The 13,730-nt window shown below is 74.5% G+C and carries 12 protein-coding genes; 6 read left to right on the forward strand and 6 right to left on the reverse strand.

What is annotated here, in order from left to right; translation table 11 throughout:
- Nucleotides 1–1,061: LCP family protein (locus tag HP550_RS02960; RefSeq protein ID WP_484482102.1), on the forward strand; the 1,061-nt coding region annotated here is incomplete at its 5' end.
- 4 nt (nt 1,062–1,065) lie between these two features.
- Here the strand turns inward: HP550_RS02960 and HP550_RS02965 are convergent.
- The 3 genes from HP550_RS02965 to HP550_RS02975 form a co-directional block, all read right to left on the reverse strand.
- Entirely contained in the window at nt 1,066–2,193 is a 1,128-nt protein-coding gene (locus HP550_RS02965) for an acyltransferase family protein (RefSeq protein WP_175346109.1), read from the reverse strand.
- Nucleotides 2,194–2,264: 71 nt separating this feature from the next.
- Nucleotides 2,265–2,804 (reverse strand): 5-(carboxyamino)imidazole ribonucleotide mutase, encoded by a 540-nt coding sequence (gene purE, locus HP550_RS02970; RefSeq protein WP_175346110.1) that lies wholly within the window; start codon nt 2,802–2,804, stop codon nt 2,265–2,267.
- Between the two features lie 89 nt (nt 2,805–2,893).
- The gene (locus HP550_RS02975; RefSeq protein ID WP_175346111.1) at nt 2,894–4,060 is read right to left on the reverse strand and encodes a 5-(carboxyamino)imidazole ribonucleotide synthase; all 1,167 of its coding nucleotides are present in this window, start codon (nt 4,058–4,060) and stop codon (nt 2,894–2,896) included.
- Between the two features lie 129 nt (nt 4,061–4,189).
- Between HP550_RS02975 and HP550_RS02980 the strand changes: the two genes are divergently transcribed.
- Nucleotides 4,190–4,705, forward strand: a complete 516-nt coding sequence (locus tag HP550_RS02980; RefSeq protein ID WP_175346112.1) for a GtrA family protein — start codon at nt 4,190–4,192, stop codon at nt 4,703–4,705.
- A 3-nt stretch (nt 4,706–4,708) separates the two neighbouring features.
- On the opposite strand, the gene manA is transcribed toward HP550_RS02980, so the two are convergent.
- From manA to HP550_RS02995, 3 genes are all read right to left on the reverse strand, one after another.
- The gene (gene manA, locus HP550_RS02985; protein ID WP_175346113.1) at nt 4,709–5,905 is read right to left on the reverse strand and encodes a mannose-6-phosphate isomerase, class I; all 1,197 of its coding nucleotides are present in this window, start codon (nt 5,903–5,905) and stop codon (nt 4,709–4,711) included.
- Between the two features lie 105 nt (nt 5,906–6,010).
- Entirely contained in the window at nt 6,011–7,333 is a 1,323-nt protein-coding gene (locus HP550_RS02990) for a HAMP domain-containing histidine kinase (protein ID WP_175346114.1), read from the reverse strand.
- A gap of 3 nt (nt 7,334–7,336) precedes the next feature.
- Nucleotides 7,337–8,038: a response regulator transcription factor gene (locus HP550_RS02995; protein ID WP_056089661.1), complete on the reverse strand. Its 702-nt coding sequence runs from the start codon at nt 8,036–8,038 to the stop codon at nt 7,337–7,339.
- A gap of 153 nt (nt 8,039–8,191) precedes the next feature.
- On the opposite strand from HP550_RS02995, the gene HP550_RS03000 reads away from it, so the two are divergent.
- From HP550_RS03000 to HP550_RS03015, 4 genes are all read left to right on the forward strand, one after another.
- A complete protein-coding gene (locus HP550_RS03000) occupies nt 8,192–9,496 on the forward strand; it encodes a DUF7134 domain-containing protein (protein ID WP_175346115.1) in 1,305 nt (434 codons plus the stop codon).
- Nucleotides 9,493–10,209: a response regulator gene (locus HP550_RS03005; RefSeq protein WP_175346116.1), complete on the forward strand. Its 717-nt coding sequence runs from the start codon at nt 9,493–9,495 to the stop codon at nt 10,207–10,209. The genes HP550_RS03000 and HP550_RS03005 overlap by 4 nt, the downstream gene beginning before the upstream one ends.
- Nucleotides 10,210–10,312: 103 nt before the next feature.
- Entirely contained in the window at nt 10,313–11,104 is a 792-nt protein-coding gene (locus tag HP550_RS03010; RefSeq protein ID WP_175346117.1) for an ATP-binding cassette domain-containing protein, read from the forward strand.
- Nucleotides 11,104–13,695: an ABC transporter permease gene (locus HP550_RS03015; RefSeq protein ID WP_175346118.1), complete on the forward strand. Its 2,592-nt coding sequence runs from the start codon at nt 11,104–11,106 to the stop codon at nt 13,693–13,695. The genes HP550_RS03010 and HP550_RS03015 overlap by 1 nt, the downstream gene beginning before the upstream one ends.
- The last annotated feature ends 35 nt before the right edge of the window (nt 13,696–13,730 follow it).

A 13,730-nucleotide genomic window follows, 5' to 3' on the forward strand; every position in this document is an offset into this window, starting at 1 on the left:
CCTCCCGCCCGGCAACGGGCCGGCCGCCCGCACGGCCCGCCGGCACCCGCCCGCAGGCCGCGCCGACCCGGCCGAGCACCCCCGCCGCACCGCCGCAGCCTCCCGGGGGGCACCGCAGCCGGAAGCCGCTCATCGGGCTCGTCGCGGCACTGCTGGTGGTGGCAGTCGTCGCGTGGCCGATCGGTCTCGCGGTCTGGGCCAACGGCAAGGTCCAGCACACCCCGGCGCTCAGCGGCGCGGCGAACACCCCGGGCACCACCTACCTGCTGACGGGCTCGGACTCGCGGGCGGACGGAGCGGTCGGCGAGGACGGCACCGAGGGCGCGCGGACCGACACGATCCTGCTGCTGCACGTGCCCGACAGCGGTCCGACCGCGCTGATCTCGCTCCCGCGGGACACCTACGTGGACATCCCCGGGCACGACCCGTCGAAGCTCAACGCCGCCTTCTCCTGGGGCGGGGCACCGCTGCTGGTGCAGACGGTCGAGGGCCTCACGGGCCTCACGGTGGATCACTACGCCGAGATCGGCATGGCCGGCGTGGAGCAGATCGTCGACGCGGTCGGCGGCGTGAACCTCTGCCACGACGCCAACGTGAACGACCCCGACTCGGGCATGGTCTGGGTGGCCGGCTGCCACGACGTCGCCGGCGAGCAGGCGCTCGCGTTCGCCCGCATGCGCAAGGCGGACCCCACGGGCGACGTCGGCCGCGCCGAGCGTCAGCGCCAGCTCATCGGCGCCGTGATGGGCAAGGTCAAGCCGAGCCAGCTGCTGTTCCGCCCGACCCAGCAGGTGGCGCTCATCGACGCCGGGACGCAGGCCCTGACCGTGAGCGACGAGACCGGCATCGTCGACATGGGCAGGCTGGCGCTCGCGTTCCGGGCAGCCAACGGCGCCGACGGCATCACCGGCACCCCGCCCATCGCCAGCATCGACTACCGGCCCGGCGGCAACGTCGGCTCGACCGTCCTGCTCGACCCTGACCTCGCGCCCGCGTTCTGGGTGGCCATCGCGGACGGGTCCCTGCCTGCCGGTCCGGTCGGCGGGATGCCCGGGGCCTGAGCCCTCAGGCCATCGCCTCCACCAACCGGGGGCCGCGCATCACGCGGTCGAGCACGGCAGCGCGCGGTCGCTCCAGGGCGGCGAGGGTCGCGCTGCGGAGCCGGGGGCCCAGCGGGACCTCGACGTACCGGTGCACCACCCACGCCAGGGCGGTCACCACCCCGAGCGCCGCCGCGAGGGCGACCGCCGCGGGCACGTGGTCGGCGAGCAGCCGGATCACCGCCAGCCCCCAGTACTCGTGCACCAGGTACAGCGGGTAGGTGAGCGTGCCGAGCACGACGAGACGGCGGTGCTGCCAGCGGCTCACCCGCGTGAGCACGACGACCGCGACGAGCGCGACGCACCCGATCACCGCGAGGCCGAGCAGCGCGGTCGAGGGCGTGTACCCGGTGGTCCGTCCGAGCACGGCCGCGCGGGACGGGACGACGAGGGCGACCGCGAGCGCGGTGTTCACGGCGACCGCGGCCCACGGCAGCACGCGGCGACGGGCGGACTCGCGGTCGCCGACCAGCACGTACAGCGCCATCCCGGCGGCGAACAGCGGGGCGTAGTCGGCGATGAGCAGCGCGGCGAGACCGTCGGCCCCGGCGCGCTCGGCGAGCAGGGCGACCCACGGCCAGGCCAGTGCGACACCGACGACGCGGCGGCGGGTGATCCCGACCAGAGAGAGCACGCCGAGCAGCAGGTAGAACCGCAGCTCGGTCCAGAGAGTCCAGTAGACGCCGTCCACGTGCTCCACGCCGAGGGCCGGCTGCAGCATCGTGAGGTTCACCAGCACCTGGTGCGGGGTGACGTGCTTGCCCTCCGGCCAGACCAGCAGCAGCAGGGCGCCCGTCGCCAGAACCGCCACCCAGTACGCCGGGTAGAGCCGGGCGACGCGCGACGCGACCACCTGCGCCGTCGGACGACCCCACGCCGTCATGAGGATGACGAAGCCGCTGATCACGAAGAACAGCTCCGGCCCGAGCGAGCCGTAGCCCGTCCACCGGCCGATGCCGCCGAGCCGGTCGGCCTGCCCCTCCCCCCACGCCGAGCTGGTGCGCGCCGTGAAGTGATAGAGCACCACGGCAGCAGCCGCGAGGAACCGGAGGGCGTCGAGCGCGGCGAGCCGCGGGCGGGGCGCAGAGGTCATCCGCTCGACGCTAGGCAGCCCGGGCCGGGCCCGCACGCCGAGCGGGGGCTCCGCACGGACCCTTCACACGGTCAGACGCTGAAGCCCACGCTCGGCCGGGAGGTCGTCTGGGACCGCAGCCGCTCGCCCTTCCCGTCGGCCTGGCCCTCGAGGTCCTTCTGGAACGCGGCCATCGCGGCGCGCAGGCGCGTGGACTGCTCTCCCTCCCCCGAGGCCAGGATGCGGACCGCGAGCAGGCCCGCGTTCCGCGCACCGCCGATGGAGACGGTCGCCACGGGCACGCCCGCGGGCATCTGCACGATGGACAGCAGGGAGTCCATGCCGTCGAGGTAGGCCAGCGGCACGGGCACCCCCACGACGGGCAGCGTGGTCACGGCGGCCAGCATGCCGGGCAGGTGGGCCGCTCCCCCCGCACCGGCGATCACCACGCGCAGGCCGCGGTCCGCGGCGGTGCGGCCGTACGCGATCATCTTCTCCGGCTGACGGTGCGCGGAGACGACGTCGATCTCGACCGGCACGTCGAACTCGGCGAGCGCCTCCGAGGCGGCCTTCATCACGGGCCAGTCCGAGTCGGAGCCCATGACGATCCCCACCAGGGCCTGCGCTGCCATCACCGTCTCCGTCCGTGCAACCGATCAGCTACGGCGACGCCGCGCGCCCATCATCACCCAGCCTGCGCGCTGCGGGTGCCCTGTTCGCGTCAGGCGGACGCGTCGCCCCGCAGCACGGCCGCCGCGGCGACCGCGCGGCGCCGGACGTCGTCGAGGTCGTCGCCGCTGACGTTCACGTGCCCGAGCTTGCGCCCCGCGCGCACCTCCTTGCCGTACAGGTGCACCTTCGCACCGGCGTCGAGCGTGGCGACGTCCGCGAGCGCGTCCGTGGGGTCCGGCAGCGCGCTGCCGAGCACGTTCGCCATCACGGTCCACGGTGCGCGCGCCGACGTGTCGCCGAGGGGCAGGTCGAGCACCGCGCGCAGGTGCTGCTCGAACTGGCTGGTCACGGCACCGTCGATGGTCCAGTGGCCGGAGTTGTGGGGTCGCATGGCCAGCTCGTTGACCAGCACGCGCGGCGGTCCGCCCGCGCTGTCGGCGACCTCGAACAGCTCCACCGCGAGGACGCCGGTGACGCCGAGTCCCGCGGCGATCCGCGTGGCCACGTCGAGGGCCTCCGCCCGCGTCGACGGATCCAAGCCCGGGGCGGGGGCGACGACCTCGGCGCACACGCCGTCGCGCTGCACCGACTCGACCACCGGCCACGTGCGGATCTCGCCGCTGGGGCGTCGCGCCACCAGGACGGCGAGCTCGCGGGTGAACGGGACCTTCTCCTCCGCCAGGAGCGGGACACCGGTGCCGTCGGCGACCGCGGCGAACCAGTCCTCGACCTCGCCGGCGGCGCGGACCACCCGGACACCCTTGCCGTCGTACCCGCCGCGCGACGTCTTCACCACCGCCACCCCGTCGTGCTCCGCCAGGAACGCGGCGAGGTCAGCGGCGTTCGACAGTGCCGCCCAGGCCGGGACCGGGACCCCCAGCGCCGCGAGCCGGGTGCGCATCACGATCTTGTCCTGCGCGTGCACCAGGGCGGCCGCGTCCGGGTGGACCGCGACCCCGGCCGCCTCCAGCCGGTCCAGCAGAGCGTTGGGCACGTGCTCGTGCTCGAACGTCAGGGCGTCGGCCCCGTCCGCCAGGCGCGTGATCGCGGCCTCGTCGGACGCGGACCCGACGGGGGCGTCGACCACCACCTGCGCCGCCGAGGACGTCGGGCTCTCGACCAGGACCCGCAGGTGCACCCCGAGCGCCGTCGCCGCCGGCGCCATCATGCGGGCCAGCTGGCCACCACCGACCACGGCCACCACGGGTGCTGTCACGGGCGACGACACTAGCCGAGCGCCGCAGCGCGCCGAAACGCTTCGCCCTGGCCCGCACGAGGCCCCACCCAGGCCGTCGGGCTATCCTCTCTGGACTGCCCGACACCACACCCACGCCCGAGGAGCTCCGTGAGCGCGCACGACGAGCTGACCGCCAGCCCGTCCGTCCTCGCGCCCACGACTCCGCCCCTGGCCTCCACGGTCCGTGCGGCCGCCCTGCGTGCACGCGCCTACGAGCTGGCGCGGTTCCTGTCGGTGGGCGGGGTCGCGTTCGTGGTCGACCTGGGCCTGTTCAACCTCCTGCGGTTCGGCCCGGGGCAGCTGCTGGAGCACAAGCCGCTCACCGCGAAGATCCTCTCGGTGATCGCGGCGACGTTGGTGTCCTGGCTCGGGAACCGCCACTGGACGTTCTCCCGGCAGCGCACCGACCGCCCCACGCGCGAGCTGGTCGTGTTCACCGCCATCAACCTCGTCTGCGCGGTGGTGCCGGTGCTCACGCTGGCGTTCTCGCACTACGCGCGCGCCCTGACCACCCCGCTGGCGGACAACGTGGCGACCGTGATCGGCATCGCGATCGGCACCGCGATGCGCTACGTCGCCTACAAGCGCTGGGTGTTCACGGGGTCCACCCGACCGACGGCCTGAGCGTCAGGGCACGTCCGCCTGCACGATCACCGCGTCACCCGACGCGGTGACGTCGCCGTCGGTCGCCGGCACGAACGCCGACTGCCCACGGGTGAGCAGGAACGAGCCGTCGTTCTGGGTCGAGACCTCGGCCTCGCCCTCGATGCACACCACGACCCGCGGGCCGCGGCCGGGGATCCGGATGGGACCCTCGTCGGTCAGGCGCGTCACCGACAGCTCGAAGTCGTCCACGGGCGCGTAGAAGATCCGCGTCGAGGTGAACACCCGCTCAGGGGCGATCCGGATGGGCGGGGCGGCCACGCAGTCCACGTTCCGCAGCAGCTCGTCGACGTCCACGTGCTTGCGGGTCAGTCCCGCGCGGAGCACGTTGTCGGAGTTGGCCATGATCTCGACGCCGACCCCGCGCAGGTACGCGTGCACCGCGCCGGCCGGGACGAACAGCGCCTCGCCCGGCCGCAGCGTGACGGGGTTGAGCAGGACGGACGTCACGGCGCCGGGGTCCCCCGGATAGGCGGCTGCGAGGCGGATGACCGTGCGGTCGGTGCGCGGCGACGGGGAGCCCTCGGTCAGCCGGCGCGCGCAGGCGTCGACGAACTTGGCCACGTCGTCCGCGCCCGGCCGGGTGTCCGGCAGCAGGAGCCACTCGAACGCCTGGCGGACGCCGGTCGAGGTGGGGTCGCTGACCAGCAGGGAGTGCAGGTCCGCAGCGAGGGGGGCGTCGAGGTCAGCCAACAGCTCCGCCGCGCGCCGGGGCGCGCGGAACCCCACCATCGCGTCGAACCGGGTCAGCGCGTACAGGAGCTCGGGCTTGTGGTTGGTGTCCCGGTAGCTGCGCGTCGGCGCATCCACGGCGATCCCGGCGCGCTCCTCGTCGGCGAACCCGGCGCGGGCGCGCTCGATCGAGGGGTGGACCTGGAGCGAGAGCGGGGCGTCGGCGGCGATGATCTTGAGCAGGTAGGGCAGCTGGGAGCCGAACCGCGAGCCGACGTCCCCGCCCAGGTGACGGGCCGGGTCGGACGCGATCAGCCGGTCGAGCGAGATCGGTCCGTCCTCGGTCTCGACGATCGAGGGGGCGCTGGCGTGGGCGCCGAACCACGCCTCAGCGACCGGGCGGCCGTCCGGCACCAGTGCGAGCACGTCCTGGATCGCGGTGGTCGATCCCCACGCGTAGCTCTGCGTGGCGGGCGTGATCCGGTACACGGCGGTGCTCTCCTGCGGGTGCTCGGTGGTCAGGTTGGCGTCCCAGGTTACTTGGCCGCCCGCCTCGGCCGGCGCGGTCCGCCGGGTGAGACCTGGACATGTCGGTCAGCGTCGGCGCCGGTCCGGCCGGGCGGAGACGACGGCGCCCAGCGGCAGCACCACGTCCGGGCGCAGGGACGCGGGGACGCCGGACAGGAACAGGGCGAAGACGGCGGGCCGGCGCTGGGCGAGCTCGAGGCGGCCGCCGTCCGCGGAGGCCAGGTCGCGGGCCAGGGCCAGGCCGAGGCCGGTGCCCCTGCCCGAGGTCACCTCGCGCTCGAAGATGCGCGGCGCGAGGTCGTCCGGCACGCCGGCGCCCTCGTCGGCGACCTCGACCACCACCGCACCCGACGGTCCGCTGGGGCGCGACCGGACCGTCGTGGTGCCGGCGCCGTGCTTCAGCGAGTTCTCGACGAGCGTGGCGATCACCTGCGCGAGCGCACCGGGCGTGGCGAGCACCTGGGTGGCGGGGTCCACCTCGACGACGAGCCGCCGGCCCACCGCCTGGAACGTCGGCTGCCACTCCTCCTCCTGCTGGTGCACCACCTCGAGCAGCCGGAGCGCCTCGGTGGTGCCGCCCGCGACCCGGCGCGAGCTGGCGAGGAGGTCGTCGACCACCCGGACGAGGCGCTCGACCTGCTCGAGCGAGATGCGCGCCTCCTCGCCCACGGTCGGGTCGTCGGTGGCGAGCATGATCTCCTCGAGCCGCATCGACAGCGCGGTCAGTGGCGTGCGCAGCTGGTGGGAGGCGTCGGAGGCGAACTGTCTTTCGGCCGCCAGCCGGCCGGCCATCCGGTCGGCGCTCCGCGCCAGCTCGGCGGCGACCAGGTCGATCTCCTCGACCCCGGAGGGTTCCAGGCGCGGACGCACCTGTCCCGCGCCCAGCTGCTCGGCCGAGGCGGCCAGGTAGACGAGCGGAGCCGTCAGACGGTTGGCCTGCCAGATGGCCATGGCGATGCCCGCGGCGAACGCGACGACGGCGGCCACGACGACGAGCGCGATGACCCGCGCGCTGAGCCAGAACACGTCCCACCACGACACGTACAGCAGGACGGTGGCGCCCGTGTCGGAGTCCACCTTCACCGACAGGCTGCGGCCCTGGATGCGGTCACCCGCCCGGTACACCTCGCCGTCCGGCGCCTGCACGACCACGGACGCCGGGATGTCGCCCGGCCCGCCCGCGGCGTTCTCGAACATCCGGTTGGTCAGCGGGATGTCCTGCTCGAGCCGGAAGTCGACCGCGCGGGCGGTGTCGGCCGCACGCGACTGGAGCGCCTGCATCTCGTTCTCGCGGACCAGCTGCGCGCCCAGGAAGGCCAGGGGGAAGCCGAGCAGGACCACCGCGACGGTCACCGCCGCGATCGTCGCCTGCAGGACGCGACGACGCAAAGCTCAGGCCCGCTCGGACGCGCCCGCGCCGCCGGTCTCGAAACGGAAGCCCATGCCGCGCACCGTGGTCACGTAGCGCGGGGCGTTGGCGTCGTCGCCGAGCTTGCGGCGCAGCCAGGAGACGTGCATGTCCAACGTCTTGGTCGAGCCGGTCGGGTCCGAGCCCCAGACCTCGCGCATGAGCGTCTCGCGCGCCACGACCGTGCCGGCGGCGCCGACGAGCACGCGCAGCAGGTCGAACTCCTTGGCGGTGAGGTGCAGCTCCCGCTCGCCCTGGAACGCGCGGTGGGCGGCGACGTCGACGCGCACGTTCTGCGCGTGCAGCTCGTCCTCGTCCGCCGGGTCACCCACGCTGCGGCGCAGCAGGGCGCGGACCCGGGCGAGCAGCTCGGCCAGTCGGAACGGCTTGGTGACGTAGTCGTCGGCGCCCGCGTCGAGGCCGACCACGAGGTCCACCTCGTCGGCCCGGGCGGTGAGCACGAGCAGCGGGGTGGTCAGGCCGAGGTTCCGGATGGCGCGGGCCACGTCGAGCCCGTCCATGTCCGGCAGCCCGAGGTCCAGGACCACCAGGTCAGCCGCGGCGGCCCCGTCGATCGCACCTTGACCGGTGCCTTGCACGCGCACGTCGTAACCTTCACGCCCGAGGGCGCGGGCCAAAGGCTCGGCAATCGCGGGATCGTCCTCGGCCAGCAGCACCTGGGTCATTTGCCCATGCTAGGTCATGGGACGGTCTTGACCACCAGCGGGGCGCGCCCAGATGTTCGCGTGAACCGTCTGCCCCCGGGGACGGACGGCGGGCGGGTCCCGGTCGTCCTGCAGGGGCACGACGATCGGAGCCCTCACGCCTACCCTCGGGGGGTGACGAGATGGGAACGCCTGCTGCGGTGGGAGGAGGCGCACCGGTTCGCGGTCGACGCCACCGGCACCGGGTTCCTGCTGCTGGTGATGGTCGCGACGTCGACGGACATCGCCAGCTCGACGAGCAACGCGATGCGCACCTTCGCGTCGCCGCTGATCGCGATCGCGATCGTCACCCCGCTCGCCTGGCGCCGCGTGCGACCCGCCGCGTCCGCCGCGGCCGTGTACACCGTGGGGCTGCTCCAGCTCGCGTTCTGGACGCCCCTGGTGCTGCCTGCCGACATCGCCGTGCTGGTCGCGCTCTACTCCGTCACGGTGCACGGTCCCCGGTGGGCGCACCGGGTGGCGATCGTCGGTGCGCTCGTCGGCTCGGTCCTGCTGGGCGTCGTGATGAACGGGTGGTACGGCGCCGCCGCGGTGTCGACGGCCGTCTTCGCCGGCGTGGTCGCCCTGTCGGTGTGGGCGTTCGGCCTGGTCCGGCGCTCCCGGCGAGAGACCATCGCGGCCCTCGTGGACCGCGCGCGGCAGCTGGAGGTCGAGCGCGACCAGCAGTCGCAGATCGCCACCGCGGCGGAGCGCGCCCGGATCGCCCGGGAGATGCACGACATCGTGGCGCACTCGCTGACCGTGATGATCGCCCAGGCCGACGGAGGCCGGTACGCCGCGGACGCCGACCCCGGCGCCGCGACCCGGGCGCTGGGCACGATCGCCGAGACGGGCCGCGCCGCACTCACGGACATGCGGCGGCTGCTCGGCGTCCTGCGCGGCAGCGGGGACCGCGAACCAGGCGCGGAGCTGCCCGGGCCGGGTGGACTCGGCCACGGCGCGGTCCCGGGGTTCGCACCGCAGCCTGCCGAGTCGGACATCGGCGCCCTGGTCGACCAGCTCCGCGCCAGCGGTCTGCGCGCGTCGCTCGTGCGCATGGGTGAGCCCCGCAACCTCCCGCCCGGCGCTGGGCTGACCGTGTTCCGGATCGCGCAGGAGGCGCTGACCAACGTGCTCAAGCACGCCGGGCCCGATCCCCTGGTCACGGTGCTGGTGCAGTGGCTCCCCGACGCGATCGTGCTCGAGGTCACCGACGACGGCCGCGGCGCCTCCGCCGACTCCGACGGGCTGGGGCAGGGTCTGCTCGGCATGCGCGAGCGCACCACGATGTTCGGGGGGACGGTTGCCGCCGGACCCCGTCCGGGCGGCGGGTTCCGGGTCCGCGCCCAGCTGCCCACCCCCGGGGACGGCCCTGCCGGCCGCGCCCCCACCGACGAGAGGAACTCCGTGATCCACACCCAGGACGAGGCCACCCGATGAGCGACAGCCCGATCCGCGTCGCCCTCGTGGACGACCAGCAGCTGGTGCGGGCCGGGTTCCGGATGGTCATCGACTCGCAGGCCGACCTCGAGGTCGTGCTCGAGGCCGGCGACGGGGCGCAGGCGGTGCGGGCCCTCGACCCCGCGGCACGGACGGCCACCGGTCCGGTGGACGTGGTGCTCATGGACGTCCGGATGCCCACCATGGACGGCCTCACGGCGACCGCGCAGATCACCGCGCGCGCCACCGACGACGCCCCGGCGCCCCGCGTGATCGTGCTGACCACCTTCGACCTCGACGAGTACGTGCTGTCGGCGATCCGGGCGGGCGCCAGCGGGTTCCTGCTCAAGGACGCGCCCCCGGAGGAGATGCTCGCCGCCATCCGCACCGTGCACCGCGGGGACGCCGTCATCGCCCCGTCCAGCACCAAGCGGCTGCTGGAGCACCTGGTCACCGCGCTGCCCCCCGACGAGCCGGGCACGCCGACGGACCCCGCCCGGCTCGCCGTGGCCGACCTCACCGACCGCGAGCGCGAGGTGCTGGTGCTGATGGCGCGTGGCCGGTCGAACACCGAGATCGGCTCCGACCTGTTCGTCGCGGAGGCCACCGTCAAGACGCACGTGGGCCGCATCCTCGCCAAGCTGCACGCCCGGGACCGGGTGCAGGCCGTCGTCGTCGCGTACGAGACCGGTCTGGTGCGGCCGGGGTCCTGATCGGCCCACGGGATGACGGACGACCACACCAGGGCCTGATGCGCCGGGCCGGGGCGGCTCCGTAGCGTCGAGAGCGTCATCACCGCCCCCGAAGGAGCCCCCCGTGGACACCACCGTCTTCCGCCCGCTGGACACCCCGCCGCACCCCCCGGCCACCGTGGCGGTCAGCGCCCGGTCGCTGACCAAGGTCTACGGGAAGGGTGCCGCCGAGGTCCGGGCGCTCGACGGTGTCGACGTCGACTTCGCGGCGGGTGCCTTCACGGCGATCATGGGGCCGTCCGGCTCCGGCAAGTCGACGCTCATGCATGTCCTCGCGGGACTGGACGGGGCCACCGCGGGCACCGCCCGGCTCGGCGCCACGGAGATCACGTCCCTCGACGACACCGCGCTGACGCGCCTGCGCCGCGACCGCGTCGGGTTCGTGTTCCAGAGCTTCAACCTGCTGCCCATGTTCACGGCCGAGCAGAACATCCTGCTGCCGCTCGAGCTGGCCGGGTCGGCGGTGGACCAGGAGTGGTTCGACACCCTGGTGTCCACGCTCGGGCTGGGTCAGCGGCTGACGCACCGGCCCTCCGAGCTGTCCGGTGGGCAGCAGCAGCGCGTGGCCATCGCCCGCGCGCTCATCGCCAGGCCGGAGGTCGTCTTCGCCGACGAGCCGACGGGCAACCTCGACTCCCGCTCGGGCGCGGAGGTGCTGAGCTTCCTGCGGCGCTCGGTCCGGGAGCTGGGCCGCACGATCATCATGGTCACGCACGACCCGACGGCTGCCGCGTACGCGGACCGGGTGGTCCTGCTCGCCGACGGACGGATCGCGGGCGACATCGCGGACCCGACCCCGGAGTCCGTCCTCACCGGCCTCGAGGCCCTCCGCGCGCTCGACCAGGCGGCCCTCTGATGCTGCGACTCACCCTGGCGCAGATGCGCCGCAGCCTCGGTCGCCTGACCGCCGCCGCGGTCGCGATCGCCATCGGCACCGCCTTCCTGGCCACCACCCTGCTCGCCGGCAACGTCATGACCCGCACCGGCTACGACGCGGTCACGGCGACCTACGCGGACGCCGACATCGTGGTGAGCGGCGAGGTCACGCAGGCCGAGCTGGAGGACGTGCGCGCCCTCCCCGACGTCCAGGCCGCCGACGTGCTCGCCCCGACCGGCATCGAGATCCGCAAGGGCGGCACCAGCCGCTGGGAGCTCGTGCTGGCCACCACCGACGACCCGCGGCTGAGCTCGCTCGCGGTCGACGACGGTACCGTGCCGTCCGGCACCGGCGAGATCGCGCTGCCTGCCGCGACGGCGAAGGCCCTCGGGGTCGACGTCGGCGACACGGTGCAGGTCCGGTGGACCACGGCCGTGCCGGTCGACGACCCCACGGCGGGCACTGACGAGTCGGCCGCGCCCCAGGAGGCCTGGGAGACCGTCGACGACGACGTGCTGGTGACCGGCATCGCCGCGGACCCGTCGAGCGCGTGGTCGCAGGCCGGTGGCGCGGGGCTGGTGACCACCGACGACCTCCTGCGCTGGACCGGCGTCGAGTCCCTCACGGAGCTGGGCTCGGACGTCCTCGTGGTCGCACGCCCCGGTGTCGGCGCCGACGCGCTGCGCGACGCGGTCGCACCCGTGGTGCCGGGGTCCGAGGTGCTGACCAAGGACCAGGCGGCCGCGGAGGCGGTCTCGGAGTTCTCGAACGGCGGGAACGTCCTGGTCACGATCGTGCTGGGGTTCGCCTCCGTCGCGCTGCTCGTCGCCGCGCTGGTCATCGCCAACACGTTCCAGGTGCTCGTCGCGCAGCGCACCCGCACGCTGGCCCTCCTGCGCTGCGTCGGTGCGGGCAAGGGGCAGCTGCGCCGCTCCGTGCTGACGGAGGCGGCGATCCTCGGGTCGGCCGCGTCCGTGGTCGGACTCGTCTTCGGCCTGGTCCTCGGGCAGACGGCGCTGATCGTCCTGGGCCGGCTGGACCTCGGCGTGCCGCTGCCGAGCACCATCCAGGTCACGCTCCCCGTGGTGCTGGTGCCGCTCCTCGTGGGCACCGTGGTCACGGTGCTCGCCTCGCTGGTGCCGGCGCGCGAGGCGACCCGCGTGTCGCCGATCGCCGCCCTGCGCCCCGCGGACGCCCCCGCCGTCGGCGCCCGCGGAGGACGCGTGCGGCTCGTCGCGTCGATCCTGCTCATGCTCGGGGGCGTCGGCGTCCTGCTGCTCTCCACGGCGCTGGCCAGCGCCGGTGGTGCCGATCCCACACTCATGCTCGGCGTCGCGGTGCTCGCCGGGGCGCTGTCGTTCGTCGGGCTCCTGCTCGGGGCCGTGTTCTGGGTGCCGAAGGTGGTCGCGTTCGCCGGGCGGCTGCTCGCGCGGACGGGCACCAGCGCCCGCCTCGCGGCAGCCAACACGGTGCGCAACCCGCGCCGGACGGCCGCGACGAGCGCCGCCCTGCTGATCGGCGTCACCCTCGTGGCGATGATGAGCACCGGCGCCGCGAGCGCGCGTGTGTCGCTGGCGCAGGAGCTGGACGAGCACTTCCCCGTGGACCTGATGGTCGACGGCTCGGTCCAGGGCGACGACCCGACCCTGCCGTCCGACGTCACCGACGCGGTGGTCGGCGTCGCGGGCGTGGACACGGTGCTCGAGATGCGCACCGCCTGGGTCCCGCTGAAGGACGACACCTGGGTCATGGTGGCCGCACCCGCCGACGGTGCAGCCACGGACGTGCTGCGCGACCCGCGCACCGCCGACGACCTCGCGGACGGCACGCTGCTCCTGCCGAAGGTCTACGCGGACCGCGCCTCGGACGAGAGCCTCCCGGTGGCCGCGTACACGACCGCTCTCGACACCTCCGAGCCCGCACCGGGCGGGGGCGAGGTCCCGCTCCAGCCGGTGGCGAGCGACCTGGGCGGGATCTACGCGCTCGTCACGCCGGCCACCCTCGACGCGCTGGCGCCGAGCGCGCCCGTGTCGATGCTGTGGGTGGCGCTCGACCCCGACGCGGACGCGGCGCTCGTGCTCCAGGAGGTCCGGTCGGCCCTGCCCGACACCCCGGCGGAGGTGAGCAGCGCCGGGGCACAGCGGGCCAGCGACGAGGCGGTCATCGACTCGCTCCTCGCCGTGGTGGTGGGGCTGCTGGGCGTCGCCGTCGTGATCGCGCTGATCGGCGTCGCGAACACGCTCTCGCTCTCGGTCCTGGAGCGGCGCCGCGAGTCCGCGACGCTGCGGGCGATCGGGCTGTCGCGACGCCAGCTGCGCTGGATGCTCGCGGTCGAGGGGATGCTCATCGCGGGCGTCGGCGCGGTGCTCGGTGCCGGGCTCGGGCTCCTGTACGGCTGGGCCGGTGCCGTCGTGGTGTTCGGTGAGGTCGGTGACGTGGTCCTGGTGGTCCCCTGGTCGCACCTCGCACTGCTGCTGGTGGTCGCGCTGGGCGCGGGGCTGCTCGCCTCGGTGCTGCCGGGCCGGGCGGCCGCCCGGACCTCGCCGGTCGCGGCCCTCGCGGTCGACTGACCTGCTCGCCCGCGGGCCCACCGAGATGACCGGTG

Origin of the sequence: Cellulomonas humilata (genome assembly GCF_013359775.1) — a bacterium.
GTDB lineage: Bacteria > Actinomycetota > Actinomycetes > Actinomycetales > Cellulomonadaceae > Cellulomonas > Cellulomonas humilata.